This is a genomic window from Candidatus Gorgyraea atricola (assembly GCA_030765235.1).
GTDB lineage: Bacteria > Omnitrophota > Gorgyraeia > Gorgyraeales > Gorgyraeaceae > Gorgyraea > Gorgyraea atricola.
Genome location: JAVCCW010000029.1, coordinates 372,139 through 396,280, shown reverse-complemented (window position 1 = coordinate 396,280; position 24,142 = coordinate 372,139). Strand labels below are relative to the sequence as shown.

Below are 24,142 nucleotides of genomic sequence, written 5' to 3'. Positions count from 1 at the left end.
TTAGTCTAATTCAAAATACTGTTTCGTTTCGTGTTTTTCTTTTGGCTGTTCTTTCTTGTCCAGAATAAAATTACCAATAACGAGATAGTCCATGTCAGTATGCATAAAGCATCTGTACGCGTCTTCTGGCGTACAGACTATGGGTTCTCCCCTTACATTAAAAGAGGTGTTTATTATTACTGGACAGCCTGTTTTCTTATAAAGTTCTTTTAATAATTGATAATACATCTTATTCTCGCTGTCTTCTGATACAGTCTGGACCCTTGCAGAATTATCCACGTGCGTAACAGCAGGAATCTCAGAGCGCACTATTTTTAGCTTCTCAAACCCCTCTGGCTCTTTACTGGGTCGCCGAATATGCTTAACAGGCGCCACTAAAAGCATGTAAGGACTTTCGCAGTTAATATCAAAATAGTCTTGTGCCTTTTCAGCTAACACAGTGGGCGCGAATGGCCTGAATGATTCTCTGAATTTTATCTTAAGATTAATGCGAGACTGCATCTCGAGAGAACGGGCATCACCTATTATGCTCCTTGCGCCCAATGCCCTTGGCCCGAATTCCATTCTGCCCTGGAACCAGCCTATTACCTTTTCGTCTGTAATAGCCTCTACTGTCTTCTTGAGCACATCCTCCTTAGTATACCTCTTGTAAGGAATATTGTTCTTTTTTAGGTATTCTTCGACATAGCTATCGCTATATTCCGGGCCCAGATAAGAGCCTTTTTGCGCGCCTTTATCCTCTTTGACGATTCGGCTATTGCCAAGATACTTATGCCAGATCCTTAATGCCGCGCCAAGCGCGCTTCCTGCATCCCCTGCTGCAGGCTGTATCCAGATCCTTTCAAATGGCCCTTGTTTTAAAATCCTACCATTGCCTACACAATTCAAGGCAACTCCGCCTGCAAGACAAAGATTCTTCTGGCCTGTGACCTTATGTACATGCCTGGCAACCCTCAGCATCACCTCTTCAGTAGCCACCTGAATAGACTTTGCTAGATCCATCTCCCTCTGTGTGATCTTTGTTTCTGGCTTTCTTGGCGGGCCTCCGAACAATCCATCAAATCTCTTATTCGTCATTGTAAGACCAGCGCAGTAATTGAAATATTTCATATTTAATTTAAAAGATCCATCTTCTTTCAGGTCAATAAGCTCCTTCAAGATCAAATCTACATACTTAGGATTACCATAAGGTGCAAGGCCCATTACCTTATACTCGGCTGAATTCACCTTGAATCCCATATAATAAGTAAAGGCCGAATATAAAAGCCCTAAAGAATGCGGAAATTTTACCTCATACTGTAGATCAAGGTCATTACCCTTTCCTACGCCAAAACTCGCAGTAGCCCACTCGCCAACACCATCCATTGTCAGAATTGCGGCTTCTTTAAATGGTGAGGGGTAAAATGCAGAGGCTGCATGGGATTCATGGTGTTCTGTAAATAAGATCTTGCCCTTGTAATCCAGTTTTTCTCCTATTAAAGGCCCCATCCATAATCTCTCTTTAAGCCACAAAGGTATGGCCTTACTAAAGGATTTAAAACCTGTAGGCGCATAGGAAAGATATGTAAGAAGTATTCTCTCTAATTTCAGAAGCGGCTTATCGTAAAATGCAACAAAAGATAGATCCTTAGATCTGATCTTAGCCTCTCTCAGGCAATACTCTACAGCATTCACAGGAAAGCTAAAATCATGCTTTTTTCGGGTAAAGCGCTCCTCTTGAGCAGCAGCAATGATCTCCCCGTCCCTGATCAAAGCCGCGGCTGAATCATGATAAAAACATGAGATGCCTAGAATGTATATTGACATAGATCTTTAGACCTTTACTAACTCTGTTAAGGTAGGCATATTTCTTTGGGTCTCAACTAGTTCTCGAGACAACTTATCAGCCAGGTCTTTCCCTTCCAGAATCACGTCCTCCATTGTCATGTATTTCCATCCGCCATAGCGACCAATGGTGTGTATACCGAAACCTTCGAGATATTTTTTTATAATATTGACCGCCCAGTCTCTATTCGTATCATAAATCACATAACCATATTTCATATCAATTGGCAGGCAGATCTCAATATCCTTCTCATTACGAATAATCCCTAATCTCCTTAAGCCCATTATGGTCCTTGTAATCGCCTTTTCCTTGTCTATCTTCTTGGTGTCTGAATGCGATATCTCTGCATAAACAGATGTCCTGTTAGGAGGAGCCACATCCTTAGAAAAATTTGTTGGAAAACCGGTCCTATAAAAAATAAAATCTTCTTCAGGATAGTAGACCCAATGCCTGTCAGTTATACTGCTGCCCTTAAAGCCTAGATTTACTACGAATATAGAAGTCCACTTAAGCAAAGAAAGGGCATGCTTGACTTCTGCTGGAAGGTCTACGAAAAGCTTTAAAAGTTCAGGCAGAGGCATCGTAGAAACCAGTCTATTGAATCTTTTTATGCTGCCATCTTTAAAAATAACCTCGCGCTTATACTGATCTATGGCAATTGCCTTTTTATCAAGAGATATATCCTTTATGCCTTGTAAAAAAGCATTGACCAGTTGAGATATCCCGCCTTTTACTGGATACCAGAACCTTGTATTATAGCCATATTCCTTTGGATTGGATGATAAGGCTCCTGATATTGCATCCTCGAGCGTTGGCACAGGCACAAAACCATTTAGCCATTCGCAAGTCAGCTCGCGACAGTCCTTTGTCCAAAATTTTCTATTGTAAGGCAGCATAAAATGTTCTGCTATGCCGGGTCCAAAGGTCTTTATTATCCAGGTCTCAAAATCTCCTGTTAGGTCTGCATTTGCATGCCTTGAATTAATCCTCGCATTTATAAGTCCAGTCAGGCAATCCTTTATTATGGAATCTGGTAGCCCATGAAAATTTGCCTGAAACGGATATCGTGTATAACAGCCTTTAGAATAGACCCATGAGTCACGTTTATGCATAGCGAGATTATCGTCCAAAAGTCCCAAGATCAATCTAAAGGTGTATTCGTTTCTAAAATGCAAGAGATGGCCATCATAATCAAATGTATAGCCATCTTTATGCACAGACCTTGCTGTGCCGCCTGGCTCGGATTCTTTCTCAAATAAAGAATATCCATTCTTCAAGTGATAGGCTGTACTCAACCCTGATAAACCTGCTCCCAGAATTACATTTTCATCTTTTTTGTTTTCTAGGCTCATTTTCTACTCCTTTTTTAGCGCAGCTATTCTTGTGCTTACTAATATAAATATTAAAAGTACGACTATTGTCATCACAAGGCCTGCTGAGGCAGAACCAAATGTTACTATCAATGCTGATATTGCCAGAAAAATTCCGAAAAAGTACATTACCCATAAACTTTTGCGCACACTGCATCCCACAGTCAATAATCTTAAGGCAATATGGTCATTGCTTTTGCTGAAGATGGGGATTTTTTTTCTAATACGCATGATTGTTAAAAAGATCGTATCATAGATCGGGAGACTCAATGCCAGGATAGGCGCAAAGAGTGCCACTGGCCTTTCCATGGGCGCATAATTTATATTTATAGCTATAGCTGCCAATAAGAATCCTGAAAATAAACTGCCTGCATCTCCCATATAGACCTTTGCAGGCGGATAATTGTACTTCAAAAATCCTAAATGTGCGCCAATTAAAGCAATTAAAATAAACGTGGAAAAAAGATCCCTGTTGATAGCTGCGACGCTTAGAAACGTCAAAGAAATAATGACAATAAGGCCAGAGGCCAAGCCATCCATTATGTCCAGGAGATTTAAGGCATTGGTTATAAACAATACCCAGAAGACTGTTATTAAAATATTGGCCCATATTGGCAGAAAGGCTATTCTGGTAGTAAATCCAAATGCCACTAATACGCCTATTCCTAAAAGCTCTCCTATTATCTTTAGAGAAGGCCTTAATTCATTTGAATCATCTATCATGCCTAACACCATTATGATGCCAGATGAAACAATCAGGCCTAAGGCCTTCAAGCCTCCAAGCTCTTTTAAAAATATAGCTGCCAGTATTGCTATTAAAAATGATGCATAAATAGCAATTCCGCCTATACAGGAAATTTTTTTGGTTCGCCCCTTTATCTTGATAAATAAAGTGATGAATAAAAGGCTGGTCACAAAAGAACACAGAAAGATATAAAAAACTATCACCCCAAGCTCCTGTAAAGTCTATCAACTGCGTCAAGCATGTTCTTTAGATCAAAACTATCATCTATGGAAAGAGCCGCCCTTTTTGACATCTCCCTGAGCTGCTCTTTATTCTTCAATAATGTTAATGCTTTTCTAGCTATGTCTTTAGGGGATCCAGGACGCGTAAGAAAACCATTTACCTCTTCCCTAACAAGTTCTCTTGCCCCTCCTACATCAGTAATAACAGCAGGTTTGCCCTTACAAAGGGCCTCTATGATAGAGATAGACATACCTTCCCATTTACTCGTAAGTACTGCTACATCTAATATGTCCAGGATCTCAGGGATATCCCTTCTCCAGCCAGCAAAGATAAACCTTCCGTTTAAAGGCGTAGAAGACAATATTTCCTTGCATCTTTTTTTCAGCACACCATCACCGATCAATAAAAAATTAATGTTTGGCGTTTCTTTATATATCTCTATGCATGCCTTTACGTAGTCCAGGGGTGATTTTTGCGGCTTTAGGCAGGATATCATCCCTACAATAGGATCGCTATTGTGTATTCCCAGCTCTTTCCTTTTTTCTGCGCCATTACCTGAAGATCTTCTGACTTCAGCGAGCGGTATACCGTATTTTATAACTACAAACTTATGTCTTGGCGCTATCCTGTGCTTTAATCCAGTTTCCAGATCCTTCTCTGAAACACAGATGATCCTTGTTGTAAATTTCGCTGTCAGTCTTTCAAGGGATATATAAAAATTCTTCAGGATAGGGTTTTGATAATCATTAAAAGGCCAGCCATGCACGGTGTGAACAATATGAGATACCTTTGCAAATCTGGCTGCCCAGCGGCCAATAATACCTGCCTTTGAGCTATGTGTATGAACTATGGCATATTTATTGATGCTATATATAAAGTATATTGATATAAAAGCAATTATATCAGCTATTGGGTTTATATTTCTGACTAAAGAAGGGATAAAATGGGATTTTACGCCTTTTATATCTCTGATTTCAGAAGCAAGAATGCCTTTTGGGGATGTAACAATAGATAGGTCGTACTTATCTGTAGGAAGATTGGTGAGAATATTTAAGGTGCTAAGCTGTGCACCACCAAGTTCAGGCTTTGTTATAACATGACAGACACGCATATCTGTCCGCCAGTATAACAAAGAACCTTAACCTTGTCTATGCTAAAATTTACAAACTTATACTATTTGAAGAGTTACGTTACAGTTTCAGGTCTTCTGCACCACCCAGACCACTGGCTCTCTGGGACGCGAAATTCCCCCAGCGTGCCCCGTTCCAAATTCTAATTGATACTCAATTTATTATATGTAACTAATCGCGTACAATTCTTATAAATAATTTGATAATATTTAAGAATTTGGAACGGGGCCCGCTCGGCACGGCGTATGCCCCGAGAGCCAGTGGTCTGGGTGGTACAGGATGGTCACGTAACTAGGTAGTCCATTGGTCCAGGGAGGAATTTACTTGGTCTATCTTTGCTTGCAGTTCGCTTAGGGAGGTCTTTATCTTTGCACAGTCGCATGAGCCGCCGGAAATTTCTTTTTTCATAGCTTCTAAGCTGGCTCGGGTATCCTTGCCTGCATCCTTACTGGAGGCAATGGTCTTGTTAAAATTCTCTATCATAGTATTTATTAAATCAGCAAGATCCCAGAGTTCATCACCACGCCTGAACTTTATCTTTAAGGCGAGATTTCCATTATTGATCTCTTCCAGGGTCTTTTCTATCCTGTAAACAGGCCCTGCTATTTTATGTGAAGAGAACAGTGCGATTATAAAAACAAGCGGCGAAACCAGGAAAAGATTTCTTATTAAGGCTAGATTTGTAGCCCTAAAAACATAGACGAGCCTGCCCTGAGGATAGACACTGGAGAGCTTTTCCCCCAAGAGCACCCATCCAGTTGTAAATACCGTATAACCTGTGACCAGGGAACACATAATGACCAGCGCAAATACAAGACCTATATAACGAAACTGTAATCCTCTCTTTATTAGATACTGTCTTCTCCTGAAAATCTGTTTTGTCTCCATTATTCTCCACTCCTTCAATGAGCACGTAAGTTACGAAAATCTTTGATTTTCGTAACTTACTGTGCGAATTGAACCCCATTTCAAATTCTTAAAGATCCTCGAACAATCCATCGGAATTGTACGCAAGTAGTTCCAAAAAATAAATTACGTATCGCTCAGAATTTGGAATGGGGTCAAACTTGCGGCTCACTTAGCCCCTCTCCTTAAATTAACATTTCTCCTGACAGTAAAGACTATATTTTTGTTATTCTTGGCGCTGTTTATAAGCGCGATGATGCTATCGAGAGGCAGGTATCGGGTAATATTCTTGTCTATTGCTGTCACATAATCGCCTTTTTTAAAGCCTGCTGAAGCGCCTTTACCCTCAGCCGTAACATCTTTTACCACAAGGCCTTCGTATTCAAAACTCAGCGAAATCTCTAAATCTTTATATAACTGCGAAACATTGCCTTCGAGTTCTAGAGAAATATCCTTTTCTATCAATACCCTGACCTCTGAATATTTGGGGCCCAATAGCTCATCCAACACTTCTTTCATGCCGTTGTAACGGATAAGCTTTCCCCATATACCTACCAAAAGATCGCCTTTTTTTAGGCCTGTCTTGGCCGCGCTCGAATAAGGTTCTACCTCATCTATTGTAAAAACTCCATTTTTCTCTAACAAAGAAAGGCCTAATATTTTTTTTAGTAAAAGTTGCTTATCCCTGGCCTGCGAGACACTTTCTTTATTCCTATTCTTCCACCAGTCCATTGCCATGTTCTGGCGTTCCAGTTCTTTCTTTGTCATCTTTTCTTCCTGGCGCCACATCTTAGAATGAGAGGCAAGATATGCCTCCCTGGCCTCTTTGTAATTCGGATTCACCTCCATTGCCTTTTTGTAATAAAACGCAGCTTTATCATACCATCCCTTTTCATCATATGAGCGTCCGAGTTGCATGAAGTTTTGTTCAGGCGCATCATATTCGATTCTTTCTATGTCCTGGCGCAGAATATTCTCTTCGCCATCAGAGGTGCTTAGCCTAATCCTGTCCGAATATTCATCCACAACCAGGCCCTTGATCTTTTTGCCGGTATTCATAACCACAGTATCGGCAAAGAGTGTGGTTGTAAGAATAAACACAATGATTAATAAAATACCTACTATATAGCGCATATGGTTAAATATATCATATGTTTAGGAGAAATACAAGAGGCAGCCCAAGTGAGAATGCAACGCTTGTGTAATGTGTAAGGTGTAATGTAGATGAAGCAGCTTAGTTACATTACACATTAAACATTACACCTTACACAAACGTCGTATTTAAGAAAAGAAAAAGATGCAGGCCTGTAAGCCGGGTTCTGTTTCTCCGCCTGAGGCGGAGACGATGATCATCTATCTAGCCCTGGCATTGCTGCCAGGATCATGCAACCTACCCGTCTCGCCCTTACGAACGGGCCGCTCTTATTAGCGAGACCTATTTGGTTTTGCTCCGCGTAGAGATTACCGCGTTTCACCCTGAGAAGCAGCATGCTATCGCTTCTCAGACTCGTCTCTGTGGCTCTGGTCCGACCCTGCATCAGAAGATACAGGATGACGGGCGTTACCCGCTACGCTTACCCTGTGGAGCCCGGACTTTCCTTCCACCAAAAATCTTGGCGGACGACCATCCAGCCTGCACCCTATTCAATTGTCAATGAGGTATTGAATCTTGAATCTATTGCCTTATTCGCAAGTTTATCTGCAACACTATTGTCTTTTCTACCTATCGAAATTATCTTAATTTTTTCAAAGCCCCGGGAGAGGTGCAAAAACTGATCATAATATGGTTTAAGGTTTTCATTCTTTACTCTATATTCCCCTCGGAGCTGCTTTGTCATTAATTCACTGTCAGACTTTATCGTCACATCAGTATATCTATCTATCAGTGCCTCCTGAACGCCATAGATAAGCGCAGTATATTCTGCCACATTATTGGTTGCATTACCTATGAACTTGAATATTTTCTTAACAAGATTTTTCTTGTCGTCGAAAAAGGCAATGCCTATCCCTGATAGACCAGGATTCCCTCTTGAGGCACCGTCTACAAATATCTCAATTGATTTCTGCATTGTCATCTATATATAAGATCCTGGAGCAACTTCCACAAACAATAATGCTCTCTCTGAGTTTTGTATCGCTTATGACTTGCGGGGGCAGGTTCATGTGGCATCCTCCGCACGTGCCATCCACTATGCTTACAAGGCCAAGACCTTCTTTGTTTTTAAGCACTCTTTCATACCTGGCAAGAATTTGCTTTTCTATGCCAAGTATCATATCTTTTCTTTTTGCGAAAAGCTCTGAAAGCCTGGTATCGATCTCCTTGACTCTGTTGCTGATTACATCTTTTTCCTTCTGGGCACTTGCCTCTTCTTTCTTAAATAACTCTTTTTCCTCTGCAATCTTCTTTTTTCCAGCATCTGTCTCGTCCATCAGTTTTATTATCTCTTCCTCTATGATAGAGTTGTCTGCCTTTATTCCACCTATCTCTGTAAGCATGGTAGTATATTCTTTATTCGTCTTTATCTGGTAAAGCTGGCCTTGCAGTTTTTTAATCTGTTCTTCCTTCTGCTGCAGGGTTATTTCTTTTTCTTTTAATTTTACCTGCAAACTCTTTAGGTTTTCCTCTGCCTGTTTAATACCTGTTTTCTTTGTCTGGAGATTACTTTCTGTCGTCTTAATCTTCTCTGGCGCACTTTTCTTCTCTGCCTCCAAGACATAGATCTCCCCGTCCATAACCTGAAGTTCTATCAATAATCCGATCTGCTCCCTAATCGACTTCTGCTGCTGAGTCAATTGTCTCCTCCCTAAAAAATGGTTTACCATCCGTAGCATGCTACGAAGATCCGCCCAATGTGAGCGAAGGTCTCCTGCGCTCATGTGCTGCTAATCTTTGCAGCATGCTTCGGAGACTAAAGATGGTGGCTTGCCACCTGAAGTATGCTTCGAAGATTAACCCCATGTGAACGTAGGGTGGTGGGCGATACTGGACTCGAACCAGTGATCTCTGCCATGTGAAGGCAGCGCTCTAACCAACTGAGCCAATCGCCCGCCTGCGCTCATATAGAGCTAATCTCTGTAGCATGCTTCGGCGGGCAAGCCCGCCATCGCATACAATTTACCACCGCAATATATGCTCCGCTGACTAAAGAATTCTCTTCTTTAGAAACGCTGATCCAGAACCAGTTTTTAAATATCTCTCCAACTCTATTGCTTTATTCTTGTCTTCAACAGCTATGTACGAAATTAACTTAAAAGGCTTATAAGGATTACTCGCTTTGCATATGCCTTTGTTGTGCTCTTCTAATCTCTTATATACATCGTTACTAGATCCAATATACCTATATTTAAACTTAATACTTTTAATTAGATACACATACCACATAGATACCTAATAAACACAGATGGTTTGCCACCCGTAGCATGCTTCGAAGAATCGCCCTATTTGAGCGTAGGTCTCCTGCGCTCATGTGCTGCTATTCTCTGCAGCATGCTTCGGAGACTAAAGGTGGCTTGCCGTCCGAAGCATGCTACGAAGCTTCGCCCAATTTGAGCGAAGGACGGTGGGCCCACAAGGACTTGAACCTTGGACACCCTGATTATGAGTCAGGTGCTCTAACCAACTGAGCTATGGGCCCCGTTCCAAATTCTAACTGATACTCGATTTATTATTTGTAACTAACTGCGTACAATTCTAATATATAATTCGATGATCTTTAAGAATTTGGAACGGGGCACGCCCTTCTGCTTAAAACTAACAAGGGCATACTTTGCCGTAGATTAAGAATTATACCATCTGGATTAGATTGTGACAAGGGGATTTTTCAACAAAGGCAGATTCTTGAATTATTGAGTTAACATACTTATGAGTTATCCACAATGTAGGGCACCCTTAAGGGTGCCCTACTGCTACTGTCAATAAATTAAAGGTAGAAAAATAAGGCAGCGAACTAGAAATTAAAATTAGTTATTGAAAATCAAAGAGCAAGTATTATATACTCTAATTAGATACCCTATGAGAACAATCCATCGCTTTAAATATATTCCTTTAATTCTACTTGGCATCATATCTACCCTTCTTCTGCTGGAACTTGTGCTTTTTCTGTCAGGGCAATGTCTTCTCTGGTCAAGAAGGAAAGTTCAGTATAGCGGGGTTAATTCTGTACAGATAGCTTGCGCAGGAGACTCTCATACTTTTGGTGTAGGGACTTCAATGCAATATAGCTATCCTAAGCAACTCGAAAAACTTCTGAATGATAACAACCCTTCTCAAAAATTCTCAGTCATCAATCTCGGCATACCTGGTTCTTCCGCAAGGCTCCAGTTTGAAGGATTAAAAAACTTTTTGGATAAAAATACTGCTGAGTTCGTAATGCTGCTTACAGGGGAAAATTCCGGACCAGAGCTTGAAACATACAATGTAGCAAACTTAAGAAGTATTAGATTTTTAAAAGAAATATTTAGCTACATGATCGAAAAAAATCCGCTATCGCCTGACATTAGGAAAACTACAGTAAAAAAAGAGGTGTATAATGATTACATGAATCACTACCTTAACAAGATAAGAATGCTATGTCTAGATAAAGGCTCTGACCTGCTGCTGCTCTCTTACTATAATAGATCCTATGAAATAGTTGAAAAGTTTGCTGAAAGATATGATATTCCTTATTTCAAATTTACTGAAAATTTCAAGATGATATTTGAATCAGATGACAAAACAAAATATATATCTCCAGACATCTCTCACATGAACCATCGCGGCAATAAATTCTTCGCTGAACAACTTTATGGATATCTTTTTTTAAATCAACGCTATCTTGATTTTGCAATAAGCCCTCTTTTAAGAAAAATCCACGACGGAAATTTCTATAGAACCAACGATGAGATAAAAATGGCAATAGAATTTGGGAAGGCTAAGATAAAAGAAAATAGGGATAATCCTTACGACCTTATCCATTTAGGCCATATCTATATGGAAATCGGCAAATACAAATCTGCCAAAAAATTCTATCTGATGGGCCTTGTATCTTCAAATTATACAGATAATAACACCATAGTCTCTCCGATAATAAACTGGTATCTAAGAAAAGGGCGAAAACAAAATGCCCTTAAGATTTGCGAAGAGATACTCCTGCATAATCCAGAAAATGCAATCGCAAGATATCACTACGAAACATTCTCACCAGAGATGTCAGATTTAAAATAAAAGAAGGGTTATGGCTCGGTAGGCGTTTCTAGCTTTTTAGGGATTGTGGTCCAGGTTCCGTCATCGCTCACATCCACAATTACATAATGGTAAAACCCGCCGTTTTCTGGTCGTGCGCGGAGATTGGCTCCGGCGCCGCCTGTTATTACTTGGAGGATATCGTCGTGGAGGGTCTTATCATATAGGTGTTCGTGGCCGCAAAAATAGACGTCCACTCCGTATTTCTTAAAAATACCCCACAATCTGTCTCTTTCAGCAGGATATTTATCTAATGAACTTCCTATATGATGACTGACAGGATACGCTGGGCTATGACCGAAAATATAGACAATGTCTTTGTCATTTTTCTCGAGATCGTTTTTCAACCATTCAAGTTGCGTTTCATCGATCCTGTTGAAATTTTTGTATACCGCAGTGTCCAATATTACAAAATGCGCGTTTTCATGGTTAAAGGAGTATGTCAGGTCTCCAAAGATGGATTTTAATATAGTCTCTGATCTTTCCGAAGTTATCTCGTGATTTCCGACGACAATATAGACAGGTATGCCATAGTCTTCTATAATAGCCTTCCACTTTAAGAGTCTCTTTCTGTGCTCATCGCTATATTTTGAACCTGTGATTAAATCTCCGACAAACACGATGAACTCTGGTTTATCAGACTTTAACTGCTCTAAAAGCCTGGGCAGTATTTTTGTATTTATCCCGTCATCATTTCCGCGGCTATCCCCCATCACGGCAAATCTAAAATCCGCAAGACATGGTGTCGCTATGAAAACTATAAACAAAAAAAGGACCGAACTTAATAGTCCGGCCCTTAACACACGAATCATGTGGTTAGATCTCCTAGCCAAAGGCCATCTCTAGGAAATTCTTGAGTCTCCTGCTCCTGATAGGATGTCTCAGTTTCCTCAATGCCTTTGCCTCTATCTGACGAACCCTTTCCCTTGTGACATTAAAGATGCTTCCTACTTCCTCAAGTGTCCTTGGATAGCCATCACCTATTCCAAACCTCAACCTCAACACCCTCTTTTCTCTTTCTGTGAGGGTATTAAGGATCTTATCCATCTCTTCCTTGAGCATTGTATAAGCACTGGCATTTGCAGGAGAGACAGCTTTCTTATCTTCGATAAAATCACCAAAGCTAGTGTCTCCTTCATCTCCTATAGGTGTCTGCAGGGAAATCGGCTCCTGCGCGATCTTCAGGATGCTTCTCACTTTCTCAACGCTCATCCTCATCTCAGATGCGATCTCTTCTGCTGCTGGCTCCCTGCCATTCTCCTGCACAAGGATCCTTGAAACCCTTATGAGCTTATTTATGGTCTCTGTCATGTGCACAGGGATCCTTATGGTCCTGGCCTGGTCAGCTATAGAACGTGTTACAGCCTGCCTGATCCACCATGTCGCATATGTAGAGAATTTATATCCACGTCTATATTCAAACTTTTCCACTGCCTTCATCAAGCCTATATTCCCTTCCTGAATCAGATCAAGAAAAGAAAGACCCCTGTTGGTATATTTCTTAGCAATGCTGACCACGAGCCTCAGGTTTGCCTCTACCATTGCCTTTTTGACCCTGTTGAACTTCAAGGCCTGTTTTCTGATAAAGGAAAACTCCTTCTTTATATCGTCCTGTTTCTTGCCAAATCTCTCTTCTATGCTTCTCTTTCTCTTCTCAAAAGATGTTATACTTCCTCTTATCCTGCGCCTTCTCATTCTCAGGATCTCTCTGTCAATAGAGTCTATTTCAGAGATAGCTGTTCTGATCCTGTTTGCAAAATCCTCTATTACAGATGTGCAGAAGCTGAATTCCAGACACAACTCCATTATGCCCTGCCCCTTCTTAGCGGCCCTTACTTTTCTGGCCAACATCTCAAGTCTTTTCAGGACATCGTCTTCTTTCCTGGCAACTGGCGCAGCTTTCATGACTTCTTCGATATTGAATTCTTTCACCAGGACATTGTTTATCAGGGAGAGCACAGAATCCTTAATAAAAGGGCAGCTCAAAACTGCCTTCTTATATTCCTCCTCTGCCTTTTCTATATCCTTGGCAAGCCTCAGCTCGTCTTCCCTTGAAAGAAGCGGTATCTGGCCCATCTGCCTGAGATACATCTTTACAGGATCTTCCGCGCCTGTGCTTCTGACCGGAGCTGCTGACTTTTTCTTATCACTGGCGCGTTCTTTCCCATTATCGCCATTAGCGCTTGAACGTTTCTTTAACGCCTTTGCCTCTTCTTCAGAATCCACCACGCCTATCTTTTCGTTATCCAGCGCCGAGAAAACCTTTTCTATTTGTCCAGCAGAAATAATATCCTCTGGCAAACAATCGTTTATTTCTTCGTAAGTCAGGTAACCCTTTTTTCTCCCAAGCGTCAATAACTTATCGAGCTGGCCATTCACATCCTTTTTTCTGCTCTTGGTTTTCAATGCCTTCTCCATGGGGTTATATCCCTCCTTTTATCAATCTGTTGAATTCCTTTAACAAATCCCTTGCCTCGTCTTCATATCCTTTTTTCTGCGCTACGACAAGCCTATTTTGGATATCCTTTAGCCTATCTTCTTTCTGTTCCCTCTTGATCGTCTTTATGCAATCCGCGACATTCCGCTCTTTATCCCGTATCTCGATATCTTCATTTACAATAAACGATATGACATGAGGCGAAACCTTATCTTCCAGGAAATTTATCAGCCTTGTTGCATCTATAGAATTACCGTCGGTATTTAATGTAAAAAGTGCCTCGACTAAATGCCTTACGTCGGAATTCTTAAAATCAAACGGGTGCAGGTTATCCTTGACCGCATCTACGACATTTGAATCCTCGATCATCAACTTCACCAATATCTTCTCTGCCAGCGGAATTTTGATGTCTTTTCTTATCTCTTGCCTGCCCTGTACCGGAGCGAAACGACTGGTACGGGGTCCCTTAGTAGCACCTCTCTTCATCCTCTTCAGCTCGTCCCATACTGCATCTTCCTTTACAGCAAGCTCCTGCGACAAATTTTTGATATACTCTGCCTTTACAACAGAATTTCTTACCTTGTGTATAGTCAAGAGCATCTCTCTAACGATCTCTGCCTTTGCATCTACATCCTCTTTATCGAATCTCTCTGTCAATAGGTCTAATTTATATCTAAAAAGGCTCTTTGCCTTTTTTATTGCTTCATGAAAACCGCGCGGTCCGAATTTGCGTATAAAGCTATCAGGGTCATGCCCCTTCTCCAAGGTAGCGACCTTTACGCTCATGCCTTCTTCCAAAAGCAGATCTAATCCCCTCAATGTTGCCATTTCACCTGCCTGATCAGCATCATAGACCATAACAACGTTATGCGTATATCTCCTTAGAAGTCTTATCTGCTCTATGGTAATAGCAGTACCTAAAGAGGATATGGCATTGTTTATGCCATATTGATGACTTGTAATTACATCCAGGTAGCCTTCTGTTATTACTGCAAAACCTTTTTCTCTTATAGATAATTTTGCAAAATTAAGCGCGTAAAGATGATGCCCTTTCTTATATACAAAGGTCTCTGGTGAATTTATATATTTAGGAAGAGTTTGATCTAATACCCTTGCGCCAAAACCCAGGACCCTTCCTCTTACATCACATATTGGAAATATGACCCTGTTCCTGAAAAGGTCATAAAAGGAATTTTCTTTTCCTCTTTGAATCAGGCCTGCCTTCACTGCCATCTCTGGCTTTATACCTCTCTTTGAGACATACTCCAGTAAAGACCTCCATGCAGGATCCGCATAGCCTATTCTGAATCTTTTGATTGTATCTTTCTCAAGCCCTCTTCTTTCTATGTAACGCTTCACTTCTGAAGAGCCGTTGGACTTCTCCAGCAGAGTACTGTAGTAACTCGCTGCAATATCATTTACGCTGTAAATATTGCTCACCACTGAATCATCAGCCTGGTTATATTTTTTATACTCAGGTAGTTTCACCCCTGTCTTTGTGGCCAGCATCTTTACAACGTCTATAAAATCTGTTTTTTCGTATTCCTTTATAAAATTAAATACATTCCCGCCTGAATTACATCCAAAACAGTGGTATATCTGCTTATCAGGGCTCACTACAAAAGACGGGGTCTTTTCATGGTGAAAAGGGCAAGTTGTCTTAAAGTTCCTGCCTGCAGGCTTTAAAGGGATATAACTGGAGATCACCTCCACTATATCGCATCTATCCTGTATCTCATTTAATATGTGTTCTGGGATCTTTGGCATTATCTATTTTCTCCTAGAAAATCTTCGAAACCCTGAACAAGGGAGTATTTTAAACTTGTCCTTCTTCTCTAATTCGTCGAGCATGATATTAAGGCCGACATTGTCGCTGGCAATATGCCCGGCTATAATTACATTCATATGTTCTTCTCTGGCCTTCTTGAAATGCTCTTCACTCAAGTGCATGCAGATCAGCGTTGACACGCCTGATTGCGAAAGCCTGCTAAAGATATTCTTAGAGCCCTCTGTGCCGCCTGTCATATCCACGAAAACCTTGCCTGCTTTGCTCGACGACGAACCCCTTATGATCTTAGGCGGGCAATTAAGCTTTGCTGATTCTTTGTACTCAGGGATCCCTATAAGGATATCCATTATATCGCCAAGCGTATCTGGTTTCTTCTTATCCATTAGCCCCTGCAGATACGAAGCCACGCAATTATCTGCCGGCGTATGGCATGTCATAAACGCAATGTCAAGAAGCCTCGCAGCATCTACGGGCCGCGAGTGATTTGCAGGCATGACCCTTCTTTCGACTTCTTTTATTCTTTCTGTCATTAAACTCTCTGCGATATTTATGGGTACGCCGATCCTGTTTAATATATCGATCTGCATGTACATGACATTATAAAATCCTGCGAGTGCTATGCCTTCAGGATGATGCCCCATCAATAAATCCACCTTTTCTCCTTTTTGGCGCAATCTATCGGCAAGAACAACTTCTCCTACCTCCATGTCTATGCCCACAAGTATTGTCTTGATCTCAGCTTCTTTCTTTCCAAAAAGTATACGCGTATCACTATATGGATGAAGAAGTCTATCTTTATCGTAAAACTCCTTTTTATCTTTGCTCAGACTGTCGTATTCTTTCTTGGCCCTTAAAAGTTCTTTCTTTACATTCTGCTTGCCTCTTGGATCATTGCTGATCCCAACATTGATTACATTCTTATAGATATCTCCGAGTTTCACTTAAGACCTCCGATTATTGATGCTCCAGCATCCTAACTAATGGTGTATTGTTTTTCTTCAAAGGGCATAACTTTATGCCCTGCTCGTACACAAAAGGCGCCACATCTACAATGTACTGTCCTGAAAATGACTTGTCGCGTGCGCTGCTGGCCAGATACTTAAAAGGGCTATTGACAAATAAGGTGTAGATAAGCCCTGCTATCAAGATACCCCTTCCAAGACCCAGTGTAACTCCAACCAATGCATTTGGCCTTGAAAGATTTTCACCGCTGAAAAAGACTCTTACGAAAATACCTATTATCTTAAATATGAAGAGTGTAGCTAAAAATACGAATAAAAACGAAACTACATCTAGGCCTACGCCGCCCCACCTGGTATAAATAGATATAAAACGACTCAAAGAGGTATAATTATTGAAAGAGAATAAAAACGCTACGAATAGGCCTAAAAGCCTGAAAAACTCGGGCAAAAAGCCACTTTTCAAGCCTACGTAACCTGTTCTGATTAAAAGAATTACAAAAAGAATGTCGACCCAATTAACCCTTGTATGAGGCATATATTAAAACGGGGGTGAAACTATAAGTAATTTAAGTATAGCACATGTTTCTCATTTGTCAAGGTAAGCGCTTTCTTTTTATTACTATTTGAATAGTCACACTGCAAGCTTAAGCTAAAAGGAAGGCCTGTTCGCTCAGATGAAAATTTCCCTCCTCGCTTCGCCCCGCTCTTTCTACGAAAGGGCGGGGCTCCGCTCGGAAACAGGTCATCTTTTATTCCGCATTTTGGCGGGACCGAAAAAACTTCACCCACACCATAGGTGTGGGTGTCGAACAGTTTTCGGCCTTTTTGTCTCATATAATGTGACAGAATAAACCACCAAAATGCTACATAAAAGACTAAATTTTCAAATTCGCTCTTCAGGCCTTCCTTTTAGCTTATATGCCTTCTGCACCGCCCAGACCAAGGAGGCATGGGGCTTCTTTTACGCGAGCGGGCACGGTGCTAAAGTAGACAAAACAGTCACTGACTGTTTTGTCTACTTTAGCGAGCGAGCGTAAAAAAAGAGCAAAATTTTCACGCTGGGTAAATTTTGCGTCCCCAGGACCCCTTGGTCTGGGTGGTGCAGAAGCGTTACAAGCGTTTCCTTTTTACGAATTGGCCTTTGAGGGTGTCTGGGCCGGGTAGGTATACCTTTATATAGGTGCCTGTATAGCCTTGCAGATGACCGTCTCTTGATCTCTTGTCTTCCACAAGCACCTCAACATCTTTATCCCGCAAATTATTTGTAAATTCATTTGTAAATACCTGCGCCAATTGTACTAGCTTATCTTCTCTTTTTTTCTTTGTAACGCTATTTACTTGGTCCTTAAAGTCATACGCCCCTGTGCCAGATCTTTTTGAAAATGGAAATATGTGCATGCGCATAGGCCTGACAATGTTTAGAAAATCCATTGTGTTCTTGAATCTCTTTTCAGTCTCTCCTGGAAAACCCACCATAATATCAGTGCTTATTGCAATGTCAGGCACCGCATCTTTTATTCTTTGCACAATATTGAGATAATCGCTTCCCTTGTACGGCCTGCGCATCCTCTTTAAAACATGATCATCGCCACTTTGAAACGGCAGATGCAAGTGCCTGCAGATCTTTTTTTGAGCCTGGAATTGCTTTAATAAATCTTTATCTACGTCCTTTGGTTCTATTGAACTTAATCTCAATCGCCAATCCCCTTTTATTCTGCATAGATCATTTATCAAAGTCGATAGACTTGTCGAGATATCTCTTCCATATGCCCCGAGGCAAATCCCTGTAAGCACTATCTCTTTTGTGCCATTCTTAATTATAGTGGTACATTCATCCAGCACCTCTTTTAAAGGCCTGCTTCTTGAATAACCCCTGACGACTCTCACCTTACAATACGAACAAACATTATCGCACCCATCCTGAACCTTCACAAAAACCCTGGTATGACCCTTTAACCCCGAAATCCCCACCCCTTGCTTGCCCCGTACCGGAGCGAAGCGACTGGTGCGGGGTCCCCCTATAAGCTCTGGGATCTTATACTTATTCTTGTTCCTAACAATAAATCTCACTCCGCCAAACTTAGATAAATCTAACTCAGCGCCCTCCACCATACACCCTGTCGCAACAACGCATTTACCCTGCTTAATAGCATTGCGAATCAGCCTGAGTGACTTAGAATCGCTCGTAGAAGTAACAGTACAGCTATTAATCACGCATATATCAGCCTCATCAATATTTTCTGCCTCGATATAGCCCTGCTTCAAAAAATTCTCGCGTATCACTTGCGACTCATATTGATTGACCTTGCAACCCAATGTCTTTATGTAAAAAGCCTTTTTTGTCATTTTTTTGTAAACGCAATGCAGGAATCTAAAGCTATGGCTATGTGCATGGCAAGCGTATCACCAGCAATTACAGCATTACAATATTTCAATATAGAAGCAAGCTCCCTCAGATTATTATCAGTACCGCTATCATAGACATTATCTCCAAAGGCCTTTTTTAAGTCTTGATTTAACTGTGCCTCCCGACTCCGCCCAACAAATATGCGTATTCGCTCTCTTTATTAAAAATGCGTAGATCTCCACTGCTATTCCCTCCAAATCCTATCTTCTTGCCTGCTTTCAGTCTGCTGGCAAGCGCTGTAGACTCCCTCTCTTTATCCAGGCATATCAAGAGATCAAAAGTAGACCCATCTAAACACACTGCATCCTTGCTACCATAGACCAGCAATGTATTGATAAAATCATTGTGCTTTAATAGATCCACTGCATCCTGAGAAGTAATCCACCATACCTCAGACTCAGGCCATTTCCTTTTAATTCCATGCAAGAGCGCAGTGGTCCTTAAGACATCACCTGCGGCTGAAAATTTTACAATCAGAATCTTCATTATTTTAGGCTTAAAGGATATCTTCATACCTCAAGCATGAGAGTATATAGATAGCTGCTGTTTCAACCCTTAAGACCAATGACCCAAGAGAACAGATCCTGCAATTCTCCTGCTTTGCCATACGAATCTCCTGTTCGCTGAAATCGCCTTCTGGTCCGATAAACACAGATATGCTATTTGGCCTTGATCCTTTTAATATTGCGTTTAATGGCGCTGCGTCTTCTTCCAGTGCAGCAAAAAGCACTAAATCTGTTTTCTTCGACGCTGTTAAGGCATCGCTAAACCGCATGACATCCAATATGCCTGGCAATCTTACTCTACCGCACTGTTTAGACGCTGCCATAGCGATCCGCCTCCATCGCTCTATTTTTTTATTCTTTATTTGAGGAATTGTCCTGTCAGTAACGACAGGTACAATCGTAGTAACGCCTAATTCAACAGCCTTTTCTATTATAAAATCCATGTTTTTCTTTGGAATCGCCTGATAAAGCGTAATATCAATCTGAGCGTCCGCACTAAGGTCTCTGGTCTTTTTGATCTCTATAATTATCCTGTCTCTCTCTATATCCTTTATGCCACCTATATACTCTTTACCCTGACCATCAAAAATAACCACACTGATACCCTTACCCAGCCGCATCACATCGCGTATATGATGGATCTCAGCCTTATCCCGTATTTCGATCAAGCCTCTTTCAGAAAATATAAATTCAGGAGAAACATAAAACCGCATGAACTTACCTCTCTTAACTTGGTGGAGCAGGCGGGACTCGGACCCGCGACCTCGTCGTTGCGAACGACGCGTTCTCCCAACTGAACTACTGCCCCATTCCAAATTGCTCGATTCTTAAAATCGAGCAATTTGGAACGGGGCGAGCCCCAATTTTGCGAATGCAAAATTGATCCTGAAGCGCCGTTAAGCAATGCAACGAACAGGAGCATTGTAGGCGCTGAAGGACCTAAAATACACAGCAAAGCAAATTTGATCCCGAGCAAGCCAAATAATGCAAAGCATTATTTGGCGCGTCGAGGGACCTCTTGCTAACAACTAATATTATACCATAAAAACTATATTTGGTAAATTATTGGAATGCGTTGAGACGGGGGTAGCAGGCAGAGTACATGGTCAGGCGCTGTTTTGTGTCTCCCACTGATGTCTTGGATTCGCCTGTCAGCTTGATTATGAGCACATTATCCTCTAAGGTAAAACTGGACAGCCCGCCAGTACCAAGGATATCAATGGTAGGAACAAGAGACTCTTCATAAACGCCATCGTCATCACTGTCAAATAAAAGAGTCTTGGCAGCGCTGTCGATCTTATAGCCTACATCTAAATCATCATCATAGTCGTTATACGTGGGCGGCGCGTCCGGGTCGATATCATCTATCTGCCGAACACTAAATTCGAGGTTTCCTGCCTGTATGTCTACGGCAAGGTTATTCTTATCTCCTATCCCAGTGATCACATTCTCATAAATATGCTGAAAGGCGTATTGCAATTCATAGTTTATGTTTACCTTATCATTTGCAGTAAGGTAGAACCTGTGATTGGCAACATACAAAGAAGACACTGCCAGAAATATAATACTCAAAAGGGCCATTGACAGTATGACTTCTATTAAGGTAAGCCCCTTTTTATTCAAAACTCCTCTCGTCCCAGCTGACATTTATAGCCACTTCCTTATAGCTTGCTGGTTCTGGTTCTGCTATTACATCATAGGTAAGAACTGCGCTCAGATCTGAGTCCGCGAGATCTCCTTTTAGAACAGTCCCTATGTCTGCCTCTGTATGGGCACCCACAGACATTTCAGAATCATTGTAATTATAACCGGCCCTTAACTTCTCATGTGCCTCTATTGCAAAATTCAACGCCTGCATCCTGTGCCATGAACGCTCCATTATCTGTTGCCCTCCAAAAAACGCTCCCAATAGACCAGTTGACGCGATGACTATAATGAGCACCGCTACTATGATCTCTGTAAGGGTAAAACCTTTATTGTTCATTATTGATTACTTAAAAGGGGTTGCCAGGGGTTGGTTCGGAACTAACTGTACCGTTCTTACCTATTTCATAATAATACGTGCTGTAGGGAGATGGGGCGTCACTCTTTCTTTGAGCCCTTGCAGTAAAATCAGAACTATCCGAGTCTTCAACGGTATAATCAAAATAGCTAGTTGCTGCACTATTTGGATTTTCTATATTCAAACGGCCTACAGTATCGGAAAATTGCCCATATTCCAGATAATAGACTTTTTGTCCTGTCCTTATGAGATTTAAATTGCTTATCGCCTCTCCGACCTTTGCCTTTTCAAGTGTCTTGACAAGCATCGGAAGTGCCAGGGTCGCCAGCACTCCGATTATTATCACTACGATCAATAATTCCGTAAGCGTAAAACCTATCCTGCGCCACTTAATCTTCATATATCAATTGGCTCTTTTTTAGCTGCCTGTACTTAACCCAGTACCATCCCCTCCCAAATTCGTAGACTTGGCAGTATTCCCGTCTTCATCTATATCTATCCAAAAATCACCTTTAGTTGCCTGTATAACATAATCTCTGCCGTCTGTATCGCCGGCATCATCTATAGTATAAGTCCACGTTGTAACATCAACCTCCACATCTAAACTATCTACCCCGGCAGCGCCGCTTAACTGCGTATATGCAGATGTAGCCATCTGATCATACCAATATCGATCCATAGAGCTCCTAAGAGACCCTAATCCAGTTAAGGCTTCGGCTGATTTTGCCTTCTCAAGGGTGCTTGTATACTGTGGCAAGGCAATCGCAGCAAGTATACCTATGATGATAACGACAATAAGAACCTCTAAAAGGGTAAAACCTCTTTTTGTCATAATCTTTCTCCTTGCATAACATGCCCCGTTGTTTGAGAACGGATCATGCCCTATTTAACATACCCTAATTAATAAAATCCCAAGTTCCGCCTATCTCTCCGGTGTTGTCCATCATAATAGTGTCATTTTGATAGGCTGTGGATCCACCTTTCCTTGTCGCAGTTGCCGTGTAGCCAGTTGCACCGCCATCTTCATTCTCGCCTGGTACGTCAATTGTAAAGGTCCAGTATTTCTGAGTCAAAGTCAAATCTAAGGCACTGATCGGTAATGAATCTAGACTAGTATCCCCAAGTTCACCAATATATGCGTCGTTTTCTGCAAAATAAATCTTTTCTGCGGTCTGTATATGCCCCAGGCCTGCCCTTGCCTCACCGCCTTTTGCTTTTTCCATAGCAGCTGAAAACTGCGGTATGCCTATGGCAGCGAGGATACCTATGATGATAACGACTATCAATACTTCTACCAGCGTAAAACCTTTACTTCTCATGTTACTCCCCCTTTCGTTTTTATAAATAAAGTATACATTAAAACAGTATTAAGTCAAATCTTTTTTCTTTTTATGTCAACCAGAGCTTTTTATAGCGCTGGATATGCCGAATATGGGCAGAAACATTGCCACGACAAGAACACCTACCACTATACCCATAAAAACCAGGACCAGTGGTTCAAACATCGTTGTAAGTCTCGTAATAAAGGTATTGACCCGTTCTTTATAGAATGCGGATATCCTGTCCAGCATCTTGCCTAGCTCCCCTATCTCCTCCCCCACACCTATCATCTGAACCACAAGCGGAGAAAATAAGGCACTCTCCTGCATGGTCTGCGCCATGCCCTTACCATCCCTTACAGATGTCTTTACGTCTCTAAGCGCTTGTTCCATTAATTTATTACCTGCTGTCTTTTCAGCGATCTCAAGGGCATGCAATATAGGAACCCCGCTCTTAAGAAGAGTTGCCAGGCCGCTTGCAAATCTCTCCGTTGCTATCTCTTGTATTAACGGTCCTATCAAAGGCAATTTTAGCTTAATACTGTCAAACTGCCATCTCCCTGCTTTTGTAGATACATATTTCTTGAGAATAAAAAATAGTGCCACCACCATCCCAGCGACGATTAAAAAATACTTTCTCGCAATATTGCTCGCCATGATCACCATTTGAGTAAGTAAAGGTAACTCAACGTTAAACCCCTTGAATATCTCAGAAAATATAGGGATGATCTTGAGTAAAAATATCGCTATAGCGCCAACTGCAACACAAATAAGTATTATTGGATAGATCATGGCCGATGTGATCTTTCTTTTTAGCGACGCGCTCTCTTCCAGGTATCCTGCGAGCTGTTCAAGGCTGACAGGCAAATGACCGCTGGCCTCTCCTGTCTCAACAAGATGGATCCAAAACTCAGAAAAGATCTTGTTGTGCTTCCTTAATGCATTCTGAAATGTATAACCTCCTTCAACATCCTTTTTTATAGTTTCCACGGCCCTCAGCAAAAGCTGCGACTCTATCTGCTTGCATAATATATCCAGGCTCTTTATAAGAGTCACTCCTGCACTTAAAAGCGTGGCCAGCTCCTTAGAGAACATTATGAGATCAGCTGTCTTGACCCCGCGATGATAACGCCTTTTCATCTTTTTTACATGCTTTACTTGTGCAGCTGAGCCAATAGAAACAACAAAAAGCCCTCTTGCCTGTAATGAATTCAAGAGTGCTGCTTCAGAAGCAGCCTCTATAGTCTCCTCTGTCAACTTCCCAGTTTTATCCCGCGCTACATACTTGAAAAACGGCATAT

Annotated in this window: 24 protein-coding genes, 3 tRNA genes and 1 other RNA gene; 1 reads left to right on the top strand and 27 read right to left on the bottom strand. The window is 41.4% G+C overall.

Annotation, left to right across the window (positions count from 1 at the left end):
* From P9L93_07530 to P9L93_07475, 12 genes are all read right to left on the bottom strand, one after another.
* Positions 1 to 1,806 (bottom strand): carbamoyltransferase, encoded by a 1,806-nt coding sequence (locus P9L93_07530; protein ID MDP8230932.1) that lies wholly within the window; start codon positions 1,804 to 1,806, stop codon positions 1 to 3.
* 6 nt (positions 1,807 to 1,812) lie between these two features.
* Positions 1,813 to 3,177 carry an FAD-dependent oxidoreductase gene (locus P9L93_07525; GenBank protein ID MDP8230931.1) on the bottom strand — a complete coding sequence of 455 codons (1,365 nt, stop codon included), beginning with the start codon at positions 3,175 to 3,177 and terminating at the stop codon, positions 1,813 to 1,815.
* Between the two features lie 3 nt (positions 3,178 to 3,180).
* Entirely contained in the window at positions 3,181 to 4,143 is a 963-nt protein-coding gene (locus tag P9L93_07520) for an MraY family glycosyltransferase (GenBank protein MDP8230930.1), read from the bottom strand.
* Positions 4,140 to 5,273 (bottom strand): glycosyltransferase family 4 protein, encoded by a 1,134-nt coding sequence (locus P9L93_07515; GenBank protein ID MDP8230929.1) that lies wholly within the window; start codon positions 5,271 to 5,273, stop codon positions 4,140 to 4,142. Before P9L93_07515 ends, P9L93_07520 begins: the two co-directional genes overlap by 4 nt.
* Positions 5,274 to 5,583: 310 nt before the next feature.
* The gene (locus tag P9L93_07510) at positions 5,584 to 6,180 is read right to left on the bottom strand and encodes a methyl-accepting chemotaxis protein (protein MDP8230928.1); all 597 of its coding nucleotides are present in this window, start codon (positions 6,178 to 6,180) and stop codon (positions 5,584 to 5,586) included.
* 186 nt (positions 6,181 to 6,366) lie between these two features.
* Positions 6,367 to 7,332: a hypothetical protein gene (locus tag P9L93_07505; protein ID MDP8230927.1), complete on the bottom strand. Its 966-nt coding sequence runs from the start codon at positions 7,330 to 7,332 to the stop codon at positions 6,367 to 6,369.
* Between the two features lie 158 nt (positions 7,333 to 7,490).
* Positions 7,491 to 7,838: RNase P RNA component class A (rnpB, locus tag P9L93_07500), an RNA gene on the bottom strand.
* On the bottom strand, positions 7,839 to 8,267 hold the full coding sequence (locus P9L93_07495; protein ID MDP8230926.1) for a ribonuclease HI family protein: 429 nt from the start codon (positions 8,265 to 8,267) through the stop codon (positions 7,839 to 7,841).
* Positions 8,251 to 8,991: a C4-type zinc ribbon domain-containing protein gene (locus P9L93_07490; protein MDP8230925.1), complete on the bottom strand. Its 741-nt coding sequence runs from the start codon at positions 8,989 to 8,991 to the stop codon at positions 8,251 to 8,253. Before P9L93_07490 ends, P9L93_07495 begins: the two co-directional genes overlap by 17 nt.
* Before the next feature lie 178 nt (positions 8,992 to 9,169).
* Positions 9,170 to 9,246: transfer RNA gene (locus tag P9L93_07485), tRNA-Val, on the bottom strand.
* 94 nt (positions 9,247 to 9,340) lie between these two features.
* Positions 9,341 to 9,580 (bottom strand): GIY-YIG nuclease family protein, encoded by a 240-nt coding sequence (locus P9L93_07480; GenBank protein MDP8230924.1) that lies wholly within the window; start codon positions 9,578 to 9,580, stop codon positions 9,341 to 9,343.
* Positions 9,581 to 9,759: 179 nt separating this feature from the next.
* Positions 9,760 to 9,833 (bottom strand) — tRNA-Ile (locus P9L93_07475).
* Positions 9,834 to 10,210: 377 nt separating this feature from the next.
* Between P9L93_07475 and P9L93_07470 the strand changes: the two genes are divergently transcribed.
* Positions 10,211 to 11,401, top strand: coding sequence for an SGNH/GDSL hydrolase family protein (locus P9L93_07470; GenBank protein MDP8230923.1), 1,191 nt, complete (start codon positions 10,211 to 10,213; stop codon positions 11,399 to 11,401).
* A gap of 8 nt (positions 11,402 to 11,409) precedes the next feature.
* On the opposite strand, the gene P9L93_07465 is transcribed toward P9L93_07470, so the two are convergent.
* The 15 genes from P9L93_07465 to P9L93_07395 all read right to left on the bottom strand — a co-directional run bounded on the left by P9L93_07465 (position 11,410) and on the right by P9L93_07395 (position 24,140).
* Positions 11,410 to 12,231, bottom strand: a complete 822-nt coding sequence (locus tag P9L93_07465; protein ID MDP8230922.1) for a metallophosphoesterase — start codon at positions 12,229 to 12,231, stop codon at positions 11,410 to 11,412.
* Between the two features lie 13 nt (positions 12,232 to 12,244).
* The gene (gene rpoD, locus P9L93_07460; protein MDP8230921.1) at positions 12,245 to 13,837 is read right to left on the bottom strand and encodes an RNA polymerase sigma factor RpoD; all 1,593 of its coding nucleotides are present in this window, start codon (positions 13,835 to 13,837) and stop codon (positions 12,245 to 12,247) included.
* A gap of 4 nt (positions 13,838 to 13,841) precedes the next feature.
* A complete protein-coding gene (gene dnaG, locus P9L93_07455; protein MDP8230920.1) occupies positions 13,842 to 15,623 on the bottom strand; it encodes a DNA primase in 1,782 nt (593 codons plus the stop codon).
* 3 nt (positions 15,624 to 15,626) lie between these two features.
* On the bottom strand, positions 15,627 to 16,586 hold the full coding sequence (locus P9L93_07450) for an NGG1p interacting factor NIF3 (protein ID MDP8230919.1): 960 nt from the start codon (positions 16,584 to 16,586) through the stop codon (positions 15,627 to 15,629).
* A gap of 13 nt (positions 16,587 to 16,599) precedes the next feature.
* Positions 16,600 to 17,142 carry a CvpA family protein gene (locus tag P9L93_07445; GenBank protein ID MDP8230918.1) on the bottom strand — a complete coding sequence of 181 codons (543 nt, stop codon included), beginning with the start codon at positions 17,140 to 17,142 and terminating at the stop codon, positions 16,600 to 16,602.
* Positions 17,143 to 17,717: 575 nt separating this feature from the next.
* Positions 17,718 to 18,953 carry a tRNA (N(6)-L-threonylcarbamoyladenosine(37)-C(2))-methylthiotransferase MtaB gene (gene mtaB / locus P9L93_07440; GenBank protein MDP8230917.1) on the bottom strand — a complete coding sequence of 412 codons (1,236 nt, stop codon included), beginning with the start codon at positions 18,951 to 18,953 and terminating at the stop codon, positions 17,718 to 17,720.
* A gap of 169 nt (positions 18,954 to 19,122) precedes the next feature.
* On the bottom strand, positions 19,123 to 19,500 hold the full coding sequence (locus P9L93_07435; protein ID MDP8230916.1) for a hypothetical protein: 378 nt from the start codon (positions 19,498 to 19,500) through the stop codon (positions 19,123 to 19,125).
* Positions 19,501 to 19,510: 10 nt separating this feature from the next.
* On the bottom strand, positions 19,511 to 20,233 hold the full coding sequence (locus P9L93_07430) for an RsmE family RNA methyltransferase (GenBank protein MDP8230915.1): 723 nt from the start codon (positions 20,231 to 20,233) through the stop codon (positions 19,511 to 19,513).
* A 19-nt stretch (positions 20,234 to 20,252) separates the two neighbouring features.
* Positions 20,253 to 20,328: transfer RNA gene (locus tag P9L93_07425), tRNA-Ala, on the bottom strand.
* 254 nt (positions 20,329 to 20,582) lie between these two features.
* Positions 20,583 to 21,143 (bottom strand): prepilin-type N-terminal cleavage/methylation domain-containing protein, encoded by a 561-nt coding sequence (locus P9L93_07420; GenBank protein ID MDP8230914.1) that lies wholly within the window; start codon positions 21,141 to 21,143, stop codon positions 20,583 to 20,585.
* Entirely contained in the window at positions 21,136 to 21,504 is a 369-nt protein-coding gene (locus tag P9L93_07415; GenBank protein MDP8230913.1) for a prepilin-type N-terminal cleavage/methylation domain-containing protein, read from the bottom strand. The genes P9L93_07420 and P9L93_07415 overlap by 8 nt, the downstream gene beginning before the upstream one ends.
* A 10-nt stretch (positions 21,505 to 21,514) precedes the next feature.
* Entirely contained in the window at positions 21,515 to 21,922 is a 408-nt protein-coding gene (locus P9L93_07410; GenBank protein ID MDP8230912.1) for a type II secretion system protein, read from the bottom strand.
* A gap of 18 nt (positions 21,923 to 21,940) precedes the next feature.
* The gene (locus P9L93_07405; GenBank protein ID MDP8230911.1) at positions 21,941 to 22,354 is read right to left on the bottom strand and encodes a prepilin-type N-terminal cleavage/methylation domain-containing protein; all 414 of its coding nucleotides are present in this window, start codon (positions 22,352 to 22,354) and stop codon (positions 21,941 to 21,943) included.
* Positions 22,355 to 22,418: 64 nt separating this feature from the next.
* Positions 22,419 to 22,841, bottom strand: a complete 423-nt coding sequence (locus P9L93_07400) for a type IV pilin protein (GenBank protein ID MDP8230910.1) — start codon at positions 22,839 to 22,841, stop codon at positions 22,419 to 22,421.
* A gap of 75 nt (positions 22,842 to 22,916) precedes the next feature.
* A complete protein-coding gene (locus tag P9L93_07395; GenBank protein ID MDP8230909.1) occupies positions 22,917 to 24,140 on the bottom strand; it encodes a type II secretion system F family protein in 1,224 nt (407 codons plus the stop codon).
* Positions 24,141 to 24,142: the final 2 nt, after the last annotated feature.